This window comes from Streptosporangium sp. CA-135522 (genome assembly GCF_050949235.1).
Lineage (GTDB): Bacteria > Actinomycetota > Actinomycetes > Streptosporangiales > Streptosporangiaceae > Streptosporangium.
The window spans coordinates 6,513,182-6,533,534 of sequence record NZ_CP192026.1 but is presented as its reverse complement, the minus strand read 5'-3'; the positions used below and the strand labels follow the sequence as shown (position 1 = coordinate 6,533,534).

The window sequence follows — 20,353 nt, the reverse complement described above, 5'->3', positions numbered from 1 at the left end:
TGTGGAGGGCCGGGTAGGGGTAGGCGGGAAGAGAGAACGTAGATGTCCGATTGAACTGGTTAAAGGTATGTGACATAGTACTGATGAGTCAGGTTGCAGGAGTGAGGTGAGTCATGCCGGATGTCGTGGTGATCGGCGCCGGGGTCGTCGGAGCCGCGTGCGCGTACTACGCGGCGCGCGCCGGACTGGACGTGGTCGTCGTCGACCGCGGACCCGTGGCGGGCGGCACGACCGGCGCGGGAGAGGGCAATGTCCTGGTCTCCGACAAGGAGCCGGGCCCCGAGCTCGATCTGGCGCTGCTCTCCAACGACCTCTGGCGTGAGCTCGCGGGGCCCTCGGAGCTCCCGGACCCCGACGGGTTCGAGTTCGAGCCCAAGGGCGGGCTGGTGGTCGCCGAGACCGACGAGGTGCTGCGGGCGCTCAGGGACCTGGCGGGCAAGCAGGGCGTCGAGCACGTGGTGGTCGCTCCCGACGGGCTCGGCGACTACGAGCCGCACCTGGCGCGAGGCTTCGCGGGGGGCGTGTTCTACCCGCAGGACGCCCAGGTCCAGCCCATGCTGGCGGCGGCCAGGCTGATCCGGCGGGGTGCCGACCACTTCGGCGGCGGCACGCTGATGCTGCGCACCGGGGTGACGGTCACCGGCTTCCTGCGCGACGGCGACCGGGTCACCGGCGTCAGGACCGACCGCGGCGACATCCTCGCCGGCGCCGTCGTCAACGCCGCCGGGACCTGGGGCGGTGAGATCGCCGCGCTGGCCGGGACGCATGTCCCGGTCCTGCCCAGGCGGGGCTTCATCCTGGTCACCGAACCCTTTCGGGAGCCGCTCGTCAGGCACAAGGTCTACACGGCCGCCTACGTCACCAACGTGGCCAGCGACTCGGCGGGCCTGGAGACCTCCGCCGTCGTGGAGGGCACCCCGGCGGGACCGGTGCTCATCGGCGCCAGCCGCGAGCGCGTCGGCTTCGACCGCACGATCTCCGTCCCGGTGCTGGAACGCCTCGCCCGCCAGGCCGTGGAGTTGTTCCCGGCGCTGGCCGAGCGCAGGGTGATACGGACCTACTGCGGCTTCCGGCCATACTGTCCCGACCACCTGCCGGTGATCGGCGAGGACCCTCGCGCGCCCGGCCTGTACCACGCCTGCGGCCACGAGGGCGCGGGCATCGGCCTGGCCCCCGCCACCGGCCACCTGATCGCCCAGGCGCTCACCGGCCGCCGTCCCGACCTCGACCTGACCCCCTTCCGCCCGGACCGCTTCGAGGAGGAGCGCCCATGAAGCAGCCGTACGTCCTGGTGCGGGCACGACCCGAGCCGGAGTTCGAGATCAGCGTGGACGGGATCCCCGTCCCGGTGATCCCCGGCCAGACCATCGGCGCGGCCCTGCACGGTGCGGGCATCCGCTCCTGGCGCGCCACCAGGTTCGGCGGCCGTCCACGCGGGTTGTTCTGCGGCATCGGCGTCTGCTTCGACTGCCTGGTCACGGTCAACGACAGCCCGTCCCTGCGGGCCTGCCTGGTGGAGGCCCGCCCCGGAGACCGGGTGAGCACCCGCACGGAGACCGGACCCGGCGAGCCCGCCGTCCAGGACCCGGCCGCACGGAATCCGGCGGCCCCGGACCCGGCCGCCCGGGACGGTCAAGGCGGGCGGGACCAGGACGAGCGGCGCCGAGACGGACAGGGCACGGTGAACGGACGGTGAAGCCCCTGTACGACCTCGCCGTCATCGGCGCCGGTCCCGCCGGCGTCGCCGGCGCGCTCACCGCCTCCCTCGCCGGGCTGGACGTCGTGGTGATCGACGCCGCGGCCAGGCCCGGCGGCCAGTACTTCCGGCACCTGCCCGAAGGCTTCAACGCCGAGGCTCCCGGGGCCCTCCACCACGGCCTGGACAGGTTCACCCGGCAGTGGCGGACGCTCCGTGACCGTGCCGAGGTGCTGCTCGGCCACAAGGTCTGGGCGGTCGAGCACGCCGACGGGACGGTGACCGTACGATGTCTCGAAGGGGACCGCGAGGAGCGCCCCCGCACGGTCACCGCGCGCAGGCTGCTGATCGCCACCGGAGCCCACGACCGTCCCCTGCCGTTCCCCGGCTGGGACCTGCCCGGCGTGCTGACCGCGGGCGGGGCGCAGGCCCTGCTCAAGGGCAATCTGGTCGTCGCGGGCCAGAAGGTCGTGGTCGCCGGGACCGGCCCCTTCCTGCTGCCGGTCGCCGCCGGGCTGGCGCAGGCCGGCGCGCAGGTGCGCGGCGTCTACGAGGCCAACGGCCGCTTCGGACTCGCCAGGCACCCGCTGCTCGCCGCGGGCAAGGCCGGTGAGGCTCTGGGGTACGGCGCGAGCCTGGCCCGGCATCGGGTGCCCTACCACGGCCGCCAGGCGGTGATCGAGGCGCACGGCGACGACGCGCTGACCCATGTCACGGTGGCGAGGCTGGACGACGACTGGCGGCCACTGTCGGTGCGGACCGTCGAGTGCGACACCCTCGCCTACGGCTACGGCTTCGTCCCCCAGGTCGAACTGCCGGTCCAGCTCGGCTGCGCGACCCACGCCGGCGCGGACGGCGCCCCCGTCGTCACCGTGGACGCGGGACTGCGCACCAGCGTGTCCGGCGTCTACGCGGCGGGGGAGCCCACCGGCGTCGGCGGAGCCGTGCTGGCCGAGGTCGAGGGCCGCATCGCGGGCCGCAGCGTCGCCGCCGACCTGGGCCGCCGGATCCCGCCTCTGCCCCGGCTGTCGCGCCGCCGGGACCGTCTGGCGGCCTTCGCGCAGGCGCTGCTGGAGGCCTATCCGGTACGGCCCGGCTGGCAGGAGTGGCTGCGCGAGGACACGCTCGTCTGCCGCTGCGAAGAGGTCCCCCTGTCGGCCGTGCGCGAGGCCCTGGACCTGGGCGCCACCGACGCGCGCTCCATCAAACTGCTGGCCCGCCCGGGTATGGGCTGGTGCCAGGGCCGCATATGCGGCTACGCCGTGGCGTGCCTCGCCGGTGAGGACCCCACGGCGCCCCGGCGTCCGATCGCCCAGCCCGTACGGCTCGGCGACCTCGCCGCATCGACCCAAACCCCTGTGGAAGGATGATCTATGACGACCCGTGTGAAACCCTGGCGCGGCGTGATGGTGGCCACCGCGCTGCCGCTCGGCGATGACCTCTCGGTCGACTTCGACGGCTACGCCGAGCACTGCCGATGGCTGGTCGCGGGCGGTTGCGACGGCGTGGTGCCGAACGGCTCGCTGGGCGAATACCAGACGCTCACGGCCGAGGAGCGGGCCAAGGTCGTGGAGACCGCCGTCGAGGCGATCGGCGGTGACCGGGTCATGCCGGGAGTCGCCGCCTACGGGGCGGCCGAGGCCCGCCGCTGGGCCGAGCAGGCTCGCGATGCCGGATGCGGGGCGGTGATGCTGCTCCCGCCGAACGCCTACCGGGCCGACGAGCGGATCGTGATGGAGCACTACCGCGAGGTGGCCAAGGCAGGTGTGCCGCTGGTGGCCTACAACAACCCCCTGGACACCAAGGTGGACCTCACCCCGGCGCTGCTGGCCCGGCTCCACGCCGAGGGCCTGATCGTGGCGGTCAAGGAGTTCACCGGCGATGTCCGCCGGGCCTATGAGATCGCCGAGCTCGCCCCGGGGCTCGACCTGCTGATCGGCTCCGACGACGTGGTGCTGGAGCTGGCCCTGGCCGGCGCGGTCGGCTGGGTGGCCGGCTACCCCAACGCGCTGCCCGAGTCCAGCGTGGCCCTGTACCGGGCGGCCCTGGCCCGGGACCTGGACACCGCGCTCCCGCTCTACCGCGCGCTGCACCCGCTGCTGCGCTGGGACTCCAAGACCGAGTTCGTGCAGGCCATCAAGCTCTCCATGGATCTGGCCGGGCGCAAGGGCGGCCCGTGCCGCGCGCCGCGGCTGCCGCTGGCCGACGAGATCGAGGCCGTCGTCCGCGCCGCCACCGAGAAGGTCCTGGCCGAGGGCCTGCGATAGGCGGTCGTCTCCACTCCGCGGCCGGGCGCACCATTGGGCGCGCCCGGCCACGGGCCCGAAAGGCAGTTCACTCCCGCGAGGAGAATCAATGAGGACGAAACGGGTCTTCCATGCGGTGGACTCCCACACCGAGGGCATGCCCACCCGGGTGATCACCGGGGGAGTGGGGGTCATCCCCGGCTCGACGATGGCCGAGCGCCGCGAGCACTTCCTGGCCGAGATGGACCACATCCGGACGCTGCTCATGTACGAGCCGCGCGGCCACTCGGCGATGAGCGGGGCCATCCTGCAGCCGCCCACCCGGCCTGACGCCGACTACGGCGTGCTCTACATCGAGGTCTCCGGCTGCCTGCCGATGTGCGGCCACGGCACCATCGGCGTCGCCACCGTTCTGGTGGAGACCGGGATGGTCGAGGTCGTCGAGCCGGTCACCATCATCCGGCTGGACACCCCGGCAGGGCTGGTCGTCGCCGAGGTGCGGGTCGAGGACGGCGCCGCCACGGCGGTGACCATCACCAACGTGCCCTCCTTCAGCGTCGGCCTGGACCGCGTGGTCAAGGTGCCCGGCATCGGTGAGGTCGGCTACGACCTGGCCTACGGCGGCAACTACTACGCGATCCTGCCGATCGAGTCGGTCGGCCTGCCGTTCGAGCGCTCGCACAAGCAGCAGATCCTCGACGCGGGCCTGGCGGTCATGGAGGCGATCAACGAGCAGGACGAGCCCGTCCATCCGCTGAACGCCGGCATCCGCGGCTGCCACCACGTGCAGTTCACCGCGCCCGGCTCCGACGCCCGGCACTCGCGTCACGCGATGGCCATCCATCCCGGCTGGTTCGACCGCTCTCCCTGCGGCACCGGCACCAGCGCCAGGATGGCCCAGCTCCACGCGCGGGGCGAGCTGTCCCTCGGCACCGATTTCGTCAACGAGTCGTTCATCGGCACCCGGTTCGTCGGGCGGCTCGTTGAGGAGACGAAGGTGGCCGGTCTGCCCGCGGTGGTTCCGACCATCACCGGGCGGGCATGGGTCACCGGCACCGCCCAGTACTTCCTCGACCCCCGTGACCCGTTCCCCGAAGGTTTCCTGCTTTGACACACGTGATCAATCTGATCGAGAGCCGTTCCCCACAGGCCCCCGCCGACCTCGTCGCCTCCTTCCCCGCCGCGGGGGAGGCGGGCGTCCAGGCCGCCGTGCGGCTGGCGCAGGCCGTACAGCACGACTGGGCATCAAGGAACGCCGCCGCGCGGGCCACCGCGCTGTCCAGAGCGGCCGACGCGGTGGAGGGGGCGGCCGACGAACTGGCCGCCCTGGTGGTCCGCGAGGTCGGCAAGCCGATCACCGAGGCGCGCGGTGAGGTCGCCCGCTCGGTGTCCATCCTGCGCTACTACGCCCAGCAGGTGTTCGACCCGGCCGGTGCGGTCCACGAACCGTCCGGTGCGGGTCTGCTCTTCACCCGGCGGCGGCCGCTCGGCGTCGCCGGGCTGATCACACCGTGGAACTTCCCGCTGGCCATCCCGCTGTGGAAGGCCGCGCCCGCGCTGGCGTTCGGCAACACGGTCGTGCTCAAGCCCGCCCCGCAGGCGCTGGCGTGCGCGCTGCGCCTGGCCGAGCTGATCGACCTCAACGAGTTCCAGGTCGTGCCCGGCGACGCGGAGGAGGGCGCCGCGCTGGTGGAGACGGCCGACGTGGTCTCCTTCACCGGCTCCGCCGCCGTGGGCGCGCTGGTGCGCCAGGCCGCCGTACGGCGCGGCGTGCCGGTGCAGGTGGAGATGGGCGGGCAGAACGCCAGCATCGTGCTGCCGGACGCCAACCTGGAGGCCGCGGCGGCCCAGATCGCGGCGGCGGCGATGGGCTTCGCCGGGCAGAAGTGCACGGCGACCAAGCGGATCATCACGGTCGGCAACGGCGAGGAGGTCCGCGAGGCCGTGCTCGCGGCCGTGGCCAAGCTCGGATTCGGCGACCCGTCCGATCCCGGCACCGCCATCGGCCCGTTGATCGACGAGGCGGCCCGCGACCGGGTCGTGGACGCCGCGGCGAACGCGGTCGCCGCGGGCGGCCGGATCCTGACCGGGGGTCGGATCCCCGGCGGCCTGGCCGGAGAGGGCGGGTCCGGCGGCTGGTATGTGGAGCCGACGATCGTGGACGGCCTGCCCGCCGACCACCCGCTCGCCTGCGAGGAGGTTTTCGGTCCGATCTGCGTGGTCCAGGACGCGGCCTCGGTGGACGAGGCGGTGGCACTGGCCAACGGGGTCCGCTACGGCCTGGCCTCGGCCGTCTACACCGGTGACCTGGACCGAGCCCTGGACCTCAGCGCGCGGCTGGACACCGGCCTGGTCAAGGTGAACGCTCCGACCAGCGGGGTGGACTTCTACCTGCCGTTCGGCGGGGAGAAGGACTCCAGCTACGGCGGCCGGGAGCAGGGCAAGGCCGCCCAGGAGTTCTATACCTCCACCCATACGATCACCATCGGCCCGGCAGGCTGAGGGCTCGACGTCGATGAAAGGGGCATCCCCGCCGGGGGTGCCCCTTGGCATTTCCGCACAATCGGCAAAGAAACGATGTGTGAAGGTTAACGGTCTTATCTCGGCTCTTGACGTGAACAACCGTAACTACTGCAATGTCACATATCATTAGCGTGAGGAGCCGCAAATGCGCGCCATCCCCCTGAAGTCCTTCACCTCGCTGGCCGTTCTCGGCCTCCTGGCCACCGGATGTGGCCAGGGCCTGCTCGGCGGCGGCGGCGACGGCGGCGACAAGACCGCCGACAAGGCGAGTGACCCGATCGTCCTCGGCATGCTGATCCCTCAGTCGGGCAGCGAGGCGGCCATCGGTCCCTATATGAGCAACGCGGCGCAGCTCGCGGTCGACGAGATCAACGCCAAGGGCGGGGTCCTCGGCCGCAAGCTGGAGCTGAAGACCGCCGACGACGCCTGTGACGCCCAGTCGGCGGCGGCCGGAGCCAACAAGCTGGTCACCGAGGGTGTGAACATCTCGGTCGGAGGATACTGCTCCGGCGCGACATTGCCCACTTTGCCGATTTTCGGCAAGGCCAACATCCCGATGATCATCCCGGCGGCCAACTCCCAGGAGCTGGTCGACCAGAAGCTCAAGCACGTCTTCCTGATCAACGGCACCGGCTCCCAGCAGGCCACGGCCGCCGAGAAGTGGATGACCAAGCAGGGCGCCAAGAGCGCCGTGCTGATGCACGACAACACCAGCTACTCCAAGGACATCGCGCTGCGCACCAAGGCGCTGCTCGACGCCCCCGGAGGCGCCGAGGCCGCGCTCGTCGAGACGGTCACGCCCAAGGAGAGCGACTACAGCGCCAACGTCACCAACGTGCTGGCCAAGAAGCCCGACTTCGTCTACTGGACCGGCTACTTCCAGGAGGGCGGACTGATCGCCCGCCAGCTCCGCCAGGCCGGGTACAAGGGCTCCATCATGGTCGGCGACGGCTCGGTCTCGCCCAAGCTGATCGAGATCGCCGGCGCCGAGGCCGCCGAGGGCGTCTACGCCACGATGACCCAGACCCCCGACACCCTGGAAGGCGCCGAGGGGTGGATCGCGGCCTACAAGAAGAAGTACAACGCCGAGCCCGGCCCCTACTCCAACCAGGCCTACGACGCGGTGCGGCTGGCCGCGGAGGCGGTCACCAAGGCGGGCGGCACCGACGGCGCCAAGGTCACCGCCGCGCTTGAGGCGATCGACGGCTTCTCGATGTTCTCCGGGCCGCTGAAGTTCACCCCCGAGCACACCCTGTCCAGCGGCGGCTTCCAGGTCCTCGTCGTCAAGGGCGACAAGTTCACCCTGCAGGACTCCCTGAAATGACACAGCTCGTCTGGAACGGGCTGTTCGTCGGCTCGTTCTACGCCCTGGTCGCCCTGGGCTACAGCATGGTCTACGGGATCATCAAGCTGCTCAACTTCGCCCACGGCGACCTCTACATGCTCGGCGCGTTCATCGGCTTTGCCGTCCTCGGCGCGTTCGGTGGCGTGTCCTCCTCGCTGGCGCTGCCCCTGCTGCTGGCGGTGCTCCTGGCCACCATGGTCTTCACCGGCCTGGCCGGGGTGGCGCTGGAGCGGATCGCCTACCGGCCGCTGCGCAGGGCTCCCCGGCTGTCCCTGCTCATCACCGCGGTCGGTGCGTCCTTCGCCCTGGAGTACGGCATGCGCGCCGCCGCCGGAGCCGACCCGAGGGTCTACCCGGTACGGCTCGGCGGCACCTCGATGGAGGTGCTCGGGGCCCGGCTGACGCTGCAGCAGCTCGTGCTGATCGGCGTGGCCGTCATCCTCATGATCGGGCTCAACCTGCTGATCACCCGGACCCGTGAGGGCCGGGCCATGCGAGCCATCGCACTCGACCCGCGTACGAGCGCCCTGATGGGCATCGACGTGAACGCGGTGATCTCCCGGACCTTCTTCCTCGGCTCGGCCCTCGCGGGGGCCGCCGGGGTGATGGCCGGCGCCTACTACGGGAAGATCGACTTCCTGATGGGCTTTCTGATCGGGCTCAAGGCCTTCACCGCGGCCGTCATCGGCGGCATCGGCAACATCCCCGGCACGATGCTCGGCGGGTTGCTGCTCGGGCTGCTGGAGTCGTTCGGCACGTTCTGGCTGGGCGGCGAGTGGCGCGACGTGTTCACCTTCGGAGTGCTGATCCTGTTCCTGACCGTGCGGCCCACCGGCCTGCTCGGCGAACGCGTGACGGAGCGCGTATGACCAGCACGACGAAGACGAAGACGCGCCGGCTGGGCACCGACAAGCCCCAGACCAAGGCGTCGAAGCTGTTGCAGAACAGGTGGGCCGGGCTCGGCGGGCTGCTGATCGCCCTGCTCGCGCCCTTCATCAACGCCTCGAACTACGCGCTGTCGGTCATGACCACCGCGGCCATCTTCGTGATGCTCGCCGCGGGGCTGAACATCGTGGTGGGCTACTGCGGCCTGCTCGACCTCGGCTACGTGGCCTTCTTCGCGGTCGGCGCCTACACCAGCGGGGTGCTGTCCACCCGGTTCGACCTGCCGCTGCTGGTCACCGTGCCCGCCGTCATCGTGGTCACGGTCGTCGCCGGGATCATCATCGGCGCGCCGACTCTGCGGCTGCGCAGCGACTATCTCGCCATCGTGACCCTCGGCTTCGGCGAGATCATCCGGATCACGGCGAACAACCTGGACGTCACCGGCGGACCCTCGGGCATCTACGGCATCCCGTCCCTGACCGACGACCCGGTGACGTTCTACTACGTGACCGTGGTGATCGTCTCCCTGGCCGTCCTCGGCGCGGCCCGCCTGGGCCGCTCCCGCCTCGGCCGGGCCTGGCGGTTCGTCCGCGAGGACGAGGACGCCGCGGAGGCCATGGGGGTGAACACCTATCGTGTCAAGCTCGCCGCCTACATCGCGGGAGCCGTCTGGGGCGGCCTGGCGGGAGTCCTGTCCGCCGCCCAGCTGTCGGCGATCTCCCCGAACAGCTTCACCTTCCTGTCGTCCGCGCTGGTCCTGATGGCCGTCGTCCTCGGCGGCATGGGCTCGGTCCCCGGTGTCGTCGTCGGCGCCATCGTGATCAGCCTCCTGCCGGAGTTCCTCCGCGACTTCGCCGACTACCGGTTCTTCATCTTCGGCGTCCTCCTCATCGTCGTCATGCTCCTGCGTCCGCAGGGGCTCTGGCCCGCCCGTTCCAAGGAGGTCTCGTGAGCCTGCTGAGCGTGGAGGATCTGCGCCTGTCCTTCGGCGGGCTGGTGGCCATCGACGGGCTCTCGTTCTCGGTGGGCGAGGCGGAGATCGTCTCCGTCATCGGGCCCAACGGCGCGGGCAAGACGTCGGCCTTCAACTGCGTCACCGGCTTCTACCGCCCGACCTCGGGCCAGATCACCCTGCGGGACAAGAGCCTGCGGGGACTGAAGCCGTCGGCGATCGCGGGACTGGGCATCGCGCGGACGTTCCAGAACCTGCGCCTGTTCGGCGAGCTGTCGGTCCTGGACAACGTCCGCGCCGGATCCCATCTGTGGCTCAAGCAGAACGTCTTCGACGCCCTGCTGCACACCCCCCGCTACCGCCGTTCCGAACGCGAGTGCACCGAGCAGGCCCACCACTGGCTGGACTTCGTGGGCCTGCGCGGTGACCGCTACAGCGAGGCCCGCAACCTGCCCTACGGCGAGCAGCGCCTCGCCGAGATCGCCAGAGCCCTGGCCCGCCGCCCCGACCTGCTGCTGCTGGACGAGCCCGCCGCCGGGCTCAACCACGGTGAGAAGGCCGAGATGCTCGACCTGATCCGGCGGATCCAGGCGTTGGGTGTGGCCATCGTGCTCATCGAACACGACATGGGCCTGGTGATGGAGGTCTCCGAACGCGTGGTCGTGCTGAACTTCGGTAAGGAGATCGCCGACGGCCGCCCCGAGGACGTCCGCCGGAATCCGGCCGTCATCGAGGCCTATCTCGGGAGTGACGCCCATGCTTGAGATCGACGGACTGGACGTCCACTACGGCGGCGTGCACGCCCTGCGAGGGCTGTCCCTCACCATCGCGCCGGGAGAGATCGTCGCGCTGCTGGGCAACAACGGCGCCGGCAAGACCACCACGCTGTCGGCGGTCTCCGGTCTGGTGCGTCCCACCGCCGGCAGGATCGTCTTCGACGGCCACGAGGTCACCAAAGAGAAACCTCACAAGATCGCCGCGCGGGGTCTGGTACACGTCCCCGAGGGGCGCAGGGTCTTCAGCACCCTTACCGTGCACGAGAACCTGCAGCTCGGTGGATATCTGGTCCGTGACCAGGGAGAGGTCCGCAAGCGGATCGAGCGCGTCTACGAGCTGCTGCCCCGCCTGGCCGAACGGCGCGCCCAGCAGGGCGGCACGCTCTCCGGAGGCGAGCAGCAGATGCTGGCCATCGGCCGGGCCCTGGTCACCGGGCCCCGGCTGTTGCTGCTCGACGAGCCTTCCATGGGCCTGGCCCCGCTGGTGGTCGCCTCGGTGATGGAACTGATCGCCGGCATCAACGCCGAGGGCACCTCGGTGCTGCTCGTCGAGCAGAACGCCACCGCCGCGCTCAAGATCGCCCACCGCGGTTACGTGATCGAGAACGGTGAATGCGTGCTGGACGGCCCCGCCGCCGAGCTGAGTGTGGACGCCCGGGTGGTCGAGGCCTACCTGGGCGGCGTCTGACAGGACGGGAGAACATGATTCACACGGTGGATTACCACACCGCCGGCGAGCCGTTCCGGATCGTCACCGCCGGGGTGCCCGACATCCCCGGCGGCACGGTGCTGGAGCGCCGCGAGGCGGCGCGGGCCCCGGAGATCGACGGCGTGCGGCGGCTGCTGTGCCACGAGCCGCGCGGGCACGCCGACATGTACGGCTGCTTCCTCATCCCGCCGGACGACGCGGCGGCCGACCTCGGGGTGCTGTTCTGGCACAAGGACGGCTACTCCACCGCCTGCGGTCACGGCACCATCGCGCTCGGGGTCTACGCCGTCGACAGCGGTCTGGTCGAGGCGGACCCCGACGGGGAGACCGACGTCGTCGTCGACGTCCCGTCCGGCAGGGTGACGGCCCGGGTCCGCTGCTCGGGGGGTCTGGTAGAGGCGGTCACGTTCCGGAACGTGCCGTCCTACGTGCTCGCGCGCGACGTCGAGCTGGGCCCGCTCGTCGCGGCCGGCCCGGCCTCGGCGGACGCGATCTCCGGCCGCCTAGCCGGGGTCAGAGCCGACGTCTCCTACGGCGGGGCCATCTACGCCTCGGTCCCGGCGGCGGCGTTCGGGCTGAGCGTGGTGCCCGAGCACCTCACCGAGCTGATCGCCCTCGGCCGGGCGGTGAAGGCGGCCCTGGCCGGCCACCCCGCCTCCCGGCATCCTGGTGACGAGCGACTCTCCGGAATCTACGGCGTCATCTTCTACGACGAGCTGGGTCCCGGGCACCAGCGCAACGTCACGGTCTTCGCCGACGGCGAGGTGGATCGCTCGCCCTGCGGTTCGGGCACGGCCGCCCGGCTGGCGCTGCTGCACGCCGACGGCTTCACCGGAACGCTCACCCACGACGGGATCGTGGGCACCTCCTTCCTGGCCCGGGTGGCCGAGGTGACGGAGGAGGGGATCATCCCCGAGGTGGAGGGCATGGCCTACCGCACCGGGGAGCACCGGTTCGGCCTGGACCCGCGCGATCCCGTCGGCGCCGGGTTCACCCTCCGATGAACGCGCTGCCCTACCTGGACGGGCGGACCCTGCACGAGCTGGTGCCGATGGCGCTGGCCGTGCAGGTGCTCCAGGACGCGTTGCGCGGCGGCCTCGACCCTGAGGACACCCCGCAGCGGCCCATCGTGGAGGTCCCCGCCGGGCAGCTGCTGCTGATGCCCGCCGCGTGGGGCCGCCACGCGGGGATCAAGGTGGCCGGGGTGGCCCCGGCCAACCCCGGACGCGGGCTGCCCCGGATCCAGGGAACCTATCTGCTCATGGACGGGGAGAGCCTCACCCCGCTGGCCGCGATGGACGGCGTCGCGCTCACCTCGCTGCGCACCCCCGCGGTCTCCGCGCTGGCCGTACGGCATCTGGCCGAGCCCGGCGCCTCGGCGATGGCGGTGTTCGGGACGGGCCCGCAGGCATGGGGACACGTGGAGGCCTTCCGCGCGGTCCGGCCGGTGAGCCGGGTGAGTGTGATCGCCAGGGACGCGGCGAAGGCACAGGCCTTCGCCGCCCGGTGCGCCGCCGCCGGCCTGCGGGCCGACACGGCGGCCGACCCCGGCCAGGCCGACCTGATCGCCTGCTGTACGACCGCCAGAACTCCCCTGTTCGACGGTAGGCTCACTCGGGATGATGCGACCGTGGTGGCGGTCGGCTCTCACGAGCCGGACGCCCGGGAGATCGACGACGATCTCGTCGCGCGTGCCACGGTGGTCGTCGAAGCCCGCGGTGCCGCTCTCGCTGAGGCGGGGGATCTGATCATCCCGCTGCGGAACGGTACGATCACCATTGGTCATCTCGCCGGGAACCTTCGGGAGCTGGTCGCCGGCGCCGTTCCCCGTGGCCCGGGGCCCCGGGTGTTCAAGAGTGTGGGCATGGCGTGGGAGGACCTGGTGGTGGCGGCCGCCGCCTACGAGGCGTGGATGCGAGCAAGATGAGAGGCGCGGAGATGGCTCCTTCGGCGGAAGATCGGCTCGACCTGCCGGTCGTGGGCGAGCGGCAGAGCCTGCGGGAGCAGGTGGCCCACGCGCTGCGGGCCGCCCTGATCACCGGTGAGATGCGGCCCGGGGTGGTCTACTCGGCGCCGGTGCTGGCCGCCCAGTTCGGCGTCTCGGCGACACCGGTGCGCGAGGCCATGCTCGACCTCGCCAAGGAGGGCCTGGTCGAGGCGGTGCGCAACAAGGGCTTCCGGGTCACCGAATTGTCCGACCGCGACCTGGACGAGCTCACCGAGATCCGTCAGCTCATCGAGGTTCCCACGGTCGCGCGGCTGGCCGACACCGCCCGCGCGGAGAGCTTCGAGCTGCTTCGCCCGGTGGCTCAGCAGATCGTCGACGCGGCCCGGCGCGGCGACCTGCTCGCCTACGTGGACGCCGACATCCGCTTCCACGTGGACCTGCTCGCCCTGGCGGGCAACGCCCACCTGGTGAACGTGGTGCGCGACCTGCGCAAGCGAGCCCGCCTTTACGGTCTGTCGGCCCTGTCGGCGCGCGGTGACCTGACCGACTCCGCCCGCGAGCACCTCGACCTGCTCGACCTGCTGTCGGCCGGAGACACCGCGGGAGCCGAGCGGCTGATGCACAACCACATCCAGCACGTCCGGGGCATCTGGGCCAACAAGCCGGAGTAGGCGCCGATCTCAGCGGGAGCCGCGGGTGGCGCCCACGCTCGCGACGACCACGCAGCCGATGGCGGCCCATTCGCGCACCTGCAGCATCTCGCCCAGCACCAGCAGGCCGACCAGCGCGGCCACCGCCGGCTCCAGGCTCATCAGGATGCCGAACACCTGCTTGGGCATCCTGCGCAGAGCCTCCAACTCGATCGAGTAGGGGATGACCGACGACAGCAGGCCCACCCCGAGCCCGATCAGCAGCAGCTCGGGCCTGAGCAGGTCCGCGCCGCCCGTGCTGATCCCCACCGGGGCGATCACCAGGAACGACACGATCATCGCGAAGGACAGACCGGTCGTGCCCGGGAATCGCCGGCCCACGGCGGCCGACAGCAGGATGTAACCCGCCCAGCACACCGCGGCGACCAGCGCGAACCCGATCCCGGCCCAGCTGATCCGGGACGCGGTCGTCCCCCAGGGGGCCAGCAGCACCACGCCCGAGCCGGCCAGCACCACCCAGAGCAGGTCCAGGCGGCGGCGCGACGCGGCCACCGCCACCCCGAGCGGGCCGAGGAACTCGATCGCCACGGCGATGCCCATGGGCAGCCGGGCCAGCGCCTCGTAGAAGGACAGGTTCATCACGCCCAGCGTCACGCCGAACGCCACTCCCAGCCCGACGTCCACGCGGGACAGCCCCTTGAGCCGAGGCCGGGCGACCACGCCCATGATGAGCGCCCCCATCGCGATCCGCAGGAACACCACCGCGCTCGGCGGGAGCTGGGAGAACAGATCCTTGGCGAAGCCCGCGCCGACCTGGACCGACAGGATGGCCAGCAGCACCAGCCCGGACGGCGGGATGGCGTCGGCCGCGGCCCGCAGCAGCGCACCCGGCCGGGGAAGGCCGGGCTTGTACGGCTCCGCGGGCCCGTCCAGGGCTTCGACGGTCATGGGGCTCCTCGAACCAGGGGCTATACGGTCTTTCACACCTTACTCATCCCGGTGCCGCCGGCGAGGCGGCGTCCGCGATGCGAGATCGCCCTACCGGGTGTAGAGCGCCACGGTCATGCCGGGCGTCCGCCCCGCGTGCCAGATCCGGGTGCGGGTGAATCCCCGCAGCACCGGGTCGAGCCTGCCGATCCGCAGGCCCGCCGGGGCGTCTCCCCGCCATAGCACCCATACCCGCCTGCGTCCGTCGAGGGCGGCGGCGACGTCGGCGCGCTCGGGATAGTTGAAGGACTCCGGGCTGGGGGCGGTGCTCGTGAGCAGCACGTCGTCGGGAAGGTCCCGCCCGCCGTAGTAGAGCATTCCCGTCCGGAGCCATGAACCCCCGTACACGATCGCGTCGCCGGGCAGGGCTCCGCCGGAGACGATCCGCACCGCGCGCGGGAAGTTCTCGTGGTGCCCGTCCTCCTCCCGGACGTCCAGTTGTCCCGGCAGCCCCGCGGCCAGGGTGCCCACCAGGGCGAGCGCGGCGAGCGCCTGGGGCAGGGCGACGAGCGCGAGACCGGCCAGCAGCGCGTACGCGGGCACCGTCGCGAACACGTACCGGTCGACGTAGACCGGGGAGAGCAGGTGCGACAGGCCGAACAGCAGGACGGGCGGCAGCAGGGCCCAGCCGGCCAGCAGCGTGACCCAGAGCCGATGGGCGCGGTGCCGCCGCAGCAGCAGCAGGCCGGCCAGCGCGAGCACCAGCAGGACGTGGCCCGCGAGCGCGGTGCCACCGGTCGTCCTGGGCAGGGCGGCGAAGACTCCGGGGCCGGGCATCTGGATCCAGCTGATCGCGTGCCGCTCGTTGAAGCCGACCACGGCCCAGATCGCTCCGGGGACGCATCCCAGAGCCATCGCGGGCAGCATCCGGACCAGGACTCCCCGGCGGTACAGCGCCACGGCGAGCAGGTGGGCGGCCAGCACGAGCAGCGCGAAGACCTGCGTGCAGCCGAGCAGCGCGACGGCCGCGGCGTACTTCCACCAGCCCCCGCGCCGTCCCGGCTCCTCGATCGCGCGATACAGCGCCCAGGTGGCCAGGACCGCCGCGGCGGCCGCGAAGGCGTAGGAGCGGACGTTCTGCCCGTGGTAGGAGACCGAAGGCAGGAAGACGTAGACGGTGGAGGCCGCCACCCCGGCGGGCAGGGAGTGCAGGCGCCGTCCCAGATCGGCGATGAGCGCGGCCGCCACGCCCGTCGCGATCGCCGAGGGCAGCCGCAGCCACCACTGTGCCTGGCCGAACTCCAGCCACAGGTGCATGAAGGCGTAGTAGGGCAGGAAGTGCCCGTCGACGTGCTGCGCCAGCTCCCACAGCCCGGCCGCGCTACGGCGGGCCGCGCTGAGAGTGGCCATCTCGTCCGCTGACTGGGACACCGTCCACGAGCCGGCGACGGCGACAATCGTTGCGGCAAGTCCCATGGCCAGAACTGACCGAATTTGCCCCGTTTGTCGTGTCGCCGGCGCGTGCGAGGAGCGCGTTCCGGTAATGATCACTCAGAGGATGCTAAGGATCCTTGATCATCTTCGGAGGGGTCTTCAAGCAATGATTGCCCGGAAATGCCAAATTTTCGCGATCACTCCCAGCGGAATGTGCGGGAGGTTACGAAAAGCGAGACCGCGGCCCATCCCGCCAGGATCGCCGCGGCGGCCACCGGCAGGCCGGCGCCCTCGGCCAGGATCGAGCGGAGCCCGCCGGTCAGAGCGGAGATCGGCAGCAGTTCGAGCACCGGCCGCACCGCGTCGGGGAACTTCGACATCGGGAAGATGACGCCGCCGCAGCCGAGCAGGATCAGGTAGACCAGGTTGGCGCCGGCGAGGGTGGCCTCGGCGCGCAGGGTGCCCGCCATCAGCAGGCCGAGCCCGCTGAACGCGGCGGTGCCCAGCAGGATCAGGGGGAGCGCGAGCAGAGGCGAGCCGGCGGGCCGCCAGCCCAGGGCGAAGGCCACCGCGCAGATGACGACCACCTGGATGATCTCCACGGCGATCACCGCGAGCGTCTTGGCCAGCATCAGCCCGGTCCGCGACAGCGGGGTCGCGCCCAGCCTCTTCAGCACGCCGTAGCGGCGCTCGAACCCGGTCGCGATGGCCTGCCCGGTGAAGGCCGTGGACATCACGGCCAGCGCGAGCACGCCGGGAGTGATGAAGTTCACCCGCGGGCCGCCGCCGACGTCCACCAGCGGCGCGGCGGAGAAGCCGACGAGCAGCAGCACCGGAATGATCATTGTGAGCAGGAGCTGCTCGCCGTTGCGGAGCATCGCCCGCATCTCCGCGCCCGTCTGGGCCAGCACCATCCGGGGCAGCGGCGCGGCCCCCGGGGCCGGGGTGAAGTCCAGGGCGGTCACTGTGCTCTCCTGCGGTCTGGCGCGAGCCGTACGGGATGGGGGGTCATCGGAGCTCCCGGCCGGTCAGCTCCAGGAAGACGTCTTCCAGGGTGCGGCGCTCGATGCTGAGGTCGTCGGCGGTGACGCCCTCGGCGGCGCACCAGGCCGTCACGGTCGCCAGCAGCTCCGGTCCGACCTGTCCTTCGATGATGTAGTGCCCCGACGGCGACTCCTTGGCCGCGCTGCCGGCGGGCAGGGCGGCGAGCAGCTCGTCCAGGGTGAGCCCCGGCCGGGCGCGGAAGCGCAGCTGCCGCTCGGCGCCGGTGAGCGAGGACGGGGTGCCCTCGGCCACCACCGCGCCGTGGTCGATGATCACGACGCGGTCGGAGAGCTTCTCCGCCTCGTCCATGTGATGGGTGGTCAGCACCACCGAGACCCCGGCGGCGCGCAGATCGCCGACCAGCTCCCAGCACGCGTGCCGTGCCTGGGGGTCCAGGCCGGCGGTCGGCTCGTCGAGGAAGACCAGCTCGGGGCGGCCGATGACGGCCGCCGCCAGCGACACGCGCTGTTGCTGGCCGCCGGAGAGCCTGCGGTACGGCGTGCGGGCGTGCTCGGTCAGGCCCAGCCGCTCCAGCAACGCGCGCGGGTCCAGCGCGTTGGCGTGGAAGCGGGCCATCAGGTGCAGCCACTCCCCGCAACGCATCGCCGGGGGCACGCCCCCCGCCTGGAGCATCACTCCGACCCGGGCTCGCAGTCGCGGACTCGTGGGGGCGAGCCCGAGCACCTTCACGCTACCGCCGTCGGCTCGGCGGAATCCCTCGCAGATCTCGATGGTCGAGGTCTTGCCCGCGCCGTTGGGCCCGAGGATCGCGGTGACCGCGCCGCGGGCGGCACCGAGGGTGAGGCCGTCGATCGCCGTCGTCCGGCCGTATCTCTTGACCAGGTCGACGATCTCGACGGCTGGGGATTCCATGGCCACGAGTTTAGGGACTGTACCGGCCGGTCATGCGCCCGGACCTGCCGGTTGGAGCCTCCCATGCCCGGTAAAAGGCTTCGGGCGGATCATGCCAAGGCCGCCGATCGCCCACCAGGTGGCCCAAGCCACCCATGTAACGCTGAGTGTGTCCCGAATCACGACTTGAGGAGGTTCGGCGTGTCCGAACGGAGTGGCTACAAATCCGGCGTCCCGTGCTGGGTCGACCTGTCGAGTACCGATGTCACCCTGTCGGTCAGGTTCTACCGGGAGATCTTCGGCTGGGAGGCGGTGTTCGACCCGCGCCCGGAGTCCGGCGGATACGGACGGTTCACGTCGAACGGCCACGCCGTCGCGGGGATCGGGCCGAGCTGCGGCGACGGCGTGCCCTCCATCTGGAACACCTACATGGCCACCGACGACGTCGGCATCATGGCCGCGAGGGTCCGCGAGGCCGGGGGCACGGTCGTCATGGAGCCCGTGGGCGTCCTCGACGAGGGCGTCACCGCCGCCTTCCAGGACCCCGCCGGGGCCCTTTTCATGGCCTGGCAGGCGGGCCGGCACCGAGGCGCGGAGATCACTGACGAGCCCGGCGCGCTCACCTGGAACGAGCTGGTCACCTGGGACGCCGCCGCGTGCCGGGCCTTCTACCCGGCCGTCTTCGGCTGGGACGCCGAGGACGGCGGCACGGGAGCCGGTACGGGAGAGGCGGCGTGGAGCACGCGGTACACCGAGTGGCGGGTGGACGGCCACGCCGTCGCCGGGATGGCGGAGCCGGGCCCGCGCTTCCCGCCGGGCACGCCGCCGCACTGGCTGGCCTGCTTCGCCGTCGAGGACACCGGGACCACCGTGGCGAGGGCGGAAGAACTCGGCGGTATCGTGCTGGTGCCGCGGACCCGCACGCCCAGGGGGTCGATGGCGGTGCTGGCCGACCCGCAGCTCGCCGTCTTCGCGGTCGCCGGACCGGACGGCCTGCCGGGATGAGGTGAATCTTTTTCGCGGGACCTCCCGAATTTGGGAATTCGGATGACCTGATTGCGGTTTGTGATCCCTGGCCCTCATGGGCCCACTGTGGCCTGTGAGGGTAGGGGGATCTGACATGACCGCGGCAGTCGCCGAGCCGGAGGTCGCGCCGGTCGCGCGGCGCAGAGGGCCGCTGTTGCTCATCCTGGGCGCGCTGTCCGCGATCGGCCCGCTCTCGATCGACATGTATCTGCCCGCGCTGCCCGCCATCGCCGGGGAGATGGGCGCCGGCCAGTCCCAGGTGCAGCTCACCCTGACCGCCTGCCTCGTCGGCGTCTCCATCGGACAGGTCGTCGCCGGGCCGCTCAGCGACGTGCGCGGCCGGCGCGTGCCGCTGCTGATCGGCATCGCCGCCTACGCCGTGGCCTCGCTGCTGTGCGCGTTCTCGCCCTCGGTCTACGGGCTGGTCGGTTTCCGCCTGCTGCAGGGCGTCGCGGGCGGCGCCGCGCTGGTGATCGTCCGCGCGGTCGTCCGCGACCTGTACGAGGGAGCGGCCATCGCCCGCATCTTCGCCGTCCTCATGCTCGTCAGCGGCCTCGCGCCGATCCTGGCTCCGATCGCGGGCGCGCAGCTGCTCCAGCACACCTCCTGGCGCGGCGTGTTCGTCTCGCTGAGCGTCGTCGGGCTCCTGCTGCTGGTCGCCGCGCTGTCCGGGGTGCGCGAGACGCTGCCGCGCGACCGGCGCGAGAGCGGCGGTCTCCTGCACACCCTCCTCACCTTCGGGCACCTGCTGCGAGACCGCTCCTTCATGGCCAGCGCGCTGGCCGGAGGCTTCGGCTTCGGCGGCATGTTCGCCTACATCTCCGGTTCGCCGTTCGTGCTCCAGCAGGTCTACGGCGCCTCGCCGCAGACCTTCTCGCTGGTGTTCGCGCTGAACGCGCTCGGCCTGACCGTCACCGCGCAGATCGGCGGACGTCTCGCGGGAAGGAGGGTCGCCCCCGCCCGGCTGATCCTCATCGGCCTGTTCCTCTCGATGGCCGGGGCGGGGCTGCTGCTCGCCACCGTGGTCCTGGACCTGCCCCTCGCCGTGCTGGTCGCCGCGCTGTTCGTGATGATGGGCGGAGCGGGCTTCGTCCTGCCGGGCGCCGGCGCGCTCGCTCTGGCCGGCCAGCCCCAGCAGGTCGCGGGAAGCGCCTCGGCGCTGTCGGGCGTGCTGCAGTTCGCCACCGGCGCGGTCGCGGCCCCGCTGGTCGGACTCGGCGGTGACGGATCGGCGCTGCCGATGGCCGCGGTCCTGGCCGGGCTCACCCTCGCCTCGTTCCTCGTCTTCGTCGGCCTGCGGAGGGCTCCGAGAGACGTTTCCGCAGGTTAGGTAAGGCTTA

General features: G+C 71.7%; 20 protein-coding genes. 16 read left to right on the top strand and 4 right to left on the bottom strand.

What is annotated here, in order from left to right:
- Positions 1 to 113 precede the first annotated feature (113 nt).
- The 14 genes from ACQPYK_RS31205 (at position 114) to ACQPYK_RS31140 (ending at position 13,751) form a co-directional block, all read left to right on the top strand.
- Positions 114 to 1,274, top strand: coding sequence for an NAD(P)/FAD-dependent oxidoreductase (locus ACQPYK_RS31205; RefSeq protein ID WP_433238666.1), 1,161 nt, complete (start codon positions 114 to 116; stop codon positions 1,272 to 1,274).
- Complete coding sequence (locus ACQPYK_RS31200; protein WP_433238663.1) at positions 1,271 to 1,696, top strand: (2Fe-2S)-binding protein; 426 nt, start codon at positions 1,271 to 1,273, stop codon at positions 1,694 to 1,696. Before ACQPYK_RS31205 ends, ACQPYK_RS31200 begins: the two co-directional genes overlap by 4 nt.
- The gene (locus tag ACQPYK_RS31195; protein WP_433238660.1) at positions 1,693 to 3,066 is read left to right on the top strand and encodes an FAD-dependent oxidoreductase; all 1,374 of its coding nucleotides are present in this window, start codon (positions 1,693 to 1,695) and stop codon (positions 3,064 to 3,066) included. The genes ACQPYK_RS31200 and ACQPYK_RS31195 overlap by 4 nt, the downstream gene beginning before the upstream one ends.
- Before the next feature lie 3 nt (positions 3,067 to 3,069).
- Positions 3,070 to 3,963: a dihydrodipicolinate synthase family protein gene (locus tag ACQPYK_RS31190; RefSeq protein ID WP_433238657.1), complete on the top strand. Its 894-nt coding sequence runs from the start codon at positions 3,070 to 3,072 to the stop codon at positions 3,961 to 3,963.
- 88 nt (positions 3,964 to 4,051) lie between these two features.
- On the top strand, positions 4,052 to 5,053 hold the full coding sequence (locus ACQPYK_RS31185) for a proline racemase family protein (protein ID WP_433238654.1): 1,002 nt from the start codon (positions 4,052 to 4,054) through the stop codon (positions 5,051 to 5,053).
- Between the two features lie 5 nt (positions 5,054 to 5,058).
- On the top strand, positions 5,059 to 6,444 hold the full coding sequence (locus ACQPYK_RS31180) for an aldehyde dehydrogenase family protein (protein WP_433258961.1): 1,386 nt from the start codon (positions 5,059 to 5,061) through the stop codon (positions 6,442 to 6,444).
- Positions 6,445 to 6,610: 166 nt separating this feature from the next.
- Complete coding sequence (locus tag ACQPYK_RS31175; RefSeq protein ID WP_433238651.1) at positions 6,611 to 7,789, top strand: branched-chain amino acid ABC transporter substrate-binding protein; 1,179 nt, start codon at positions 6,611 to 6,613, stop codon at positions 7,787 to 7,789.
- The gene (locus tag ACQPYK_RS31170) at positions 7,786 to 8,679 is read left to right on the top strand and encodes a branched-chain amino acid ABC transporter permease (protein WP_433238648.1); all 894 of its coding nucleotides are present in this window, start codon (positions 7,786 to 7,788) and stop codon (positions 8,677 to 8,679) included. The genes ACQPYK_RS31175 and ACQPYK_RS31170 overlap by 4 nt, the downstream gene beginning before the upstream one ends.
- On the top strand, positions 8,676 to 9,647 hold the full coding sequence (locus tag ACQPYK_RS31165) for a branched-chain amino acid ABC transporter permease (RefSeq protein WP_433238645.1): 972 nt from the start codon (positions 8,676 to 8,678) through the stop codon (positions 9,645 to 9,647). Before ACQPYK_RS31170 ends, ACQPYK_RS31165 begins: the two co-directional genes overlap by 4 nt.
- On the top strand, positions 9,644 to 10,411 hold the full coding sequence (locus tag ACQPYK_RS31160) for an ABC transporter ATP-binding protein (RefSeq protein ID WP_433238642.1): 768 nt from the start codon (positions 9,644 to 9,646) through the stop codon (positions 10,409 to 10,411). The genes ACQPYK_RS31165 and ACQPYK_RS31160 overlap by 4 nt, the downstream gene beginning before the upstream one ends.
- On the top strand, positions 10,404 to 11,111 hold the full coding sequence (locus tag ACQPYK_RS31155; protein WP_433238639.1) for an ABC transporter ATP-binding protein: 708 nt from the start codon (positions 10,404 to 10,406) through the stop codon (positions 11,109 to 11,111). Before ACQPYK_RS31160 ends, ACQPYK_RS31155 begins: the two co-directional genes overlap by 8 nt.
- A gap of 26 nt (positions 11,112 to 11,137) precedes the next feature.
- Positions 11,138 to 12,136, top strand: coding sequence for a proline racemase family protein (locus tag ACQPYK_RS31150; RefSeq protein ID WP_433238636.1), 999 nt, complete (start codon positions 11,138 to 11,140; stop codon positions 12,134 to 12,136).
- Positions 12,133 to 13,059 (top strand): ornithine cyclodeaminase family protein, encoded by a 927-nt coding sequence (locus tag ACQPYK_RS31145; protein WP_433238633.1) that lies wholly within the window; start codon positions 12,133 to 12,135, stop codon positions 13,057 to 13,059. Before ACQPYK_RS31150 ends, ACQPYK_RS31145 begins: the two co-directional genes overlap by 4 nt.
- A gap of 11 nt (positions 13,060 to 13,070) precedes the next feature.
- Positions 13,071 to 13,751: a GntR family transcriptional regulator gene (locus ACQPYK_RS31140; RefSeq protein WP_433238631.1), complete on the top strand. Its 681-nt coding sequence runs from the start codon at positions 13,071 to 13,073 to the stop codon at positions 13,749 to 13,751.
- A 9-nt stretch (positions 13,752 to 13,760) separates the two neighbouring features.
- Here the strand turns inward: ACQPYK_RS31140 and ACQPYK_RS31135 are convergent, their stop codons facing one another.
- From ACQPYK_RS31135 to ACQPYK_RS31120, 4 genes are all read right to left on the bottom strand, one after another.
- Positions 13,761 to 14,678 carry an EamA family transporter gene (locus ACQPYK_RS31135; protein WP_433238628.1) on the bottom strand — a complete coding sequence of 306 codons (918 nt, stop codon included), beginning with the start codon at positions 14,676 to 14,678 and terminating at the stop codon, positions 13,761 to 13,763.
- 90 nt (positions 14,679 to 14,768) lie between these two features.
- On the bottom strand, positions 14,769 to 16,133 hold the full coding sequence (locus tag ACQPYK_RS31130; RefSeq protein ID WP_433238625.1) for a glycosyltransferase family 39 protein: 1,365 nt from the start codon (positions 16,131 to 16,133) through the stop codon (positions 14,769 to 14,771).
- A gap of 155 nt (positions 16,134 to 16,288) precedes the next feature.
- Positions 16,289 to 17,056, bottom strand: a complete 768-nt coding sequence (locus tag ACQPYK_RS31125) for an ABC transporter permease (protein ID WP_433238622.1) — start codon at positions 17,054 to 17,056, stop codon at positions 16,289 to 16,291.
- Positions 17,057 to 17,099: 43 nt separating this feature from the next.
- Positions 17,100 to 18,008 carry an ABC transporter ATP-binding protein gene (locus tag ACQPYK_RS31120; protein ID WP_433238619.1) on the bottom strand — a complete coding sequence of 303 codons (909 nt, stop codon included), beginning with the start codon at positions 18,006 to 18,008 and terminating at the stop codon, positions 17,100 to 17,102.
- 180 nt (positions 18,009 to 18,188) lie between these two features.
- Between ACQPYK_RS31120 and ACQPYK_RS31115 the strand changes: the two genes are divergently transcribed.
- Entirely contained in the window at positions 18,189 to 18,992 is an 804-nt protein-coding gene (locus ACQPYK_RS31115; protein ID WP_433238616.1) for a VOC family protein, read from the top strand.
- A 115-nt stretch (positions 18,993 to 19,107) separates the two neighbouring features.
- Positions 19,108 to 20,343 carry a multidrug effflux MFS transporter gene (locus ACQPYK_RS31110; RefSeq protein ID WP_433238613.1) on the top strand — a complete coding sequence of 412 codons (1,236 nt, stop codon included), beginning with the start codon at positions 19,108 to 19,110 and terminating at the stop codon, positions 20,341 to 20,343.
- Positions 20,344 to 20,353 lie beyond the last annotated feature (10 nt).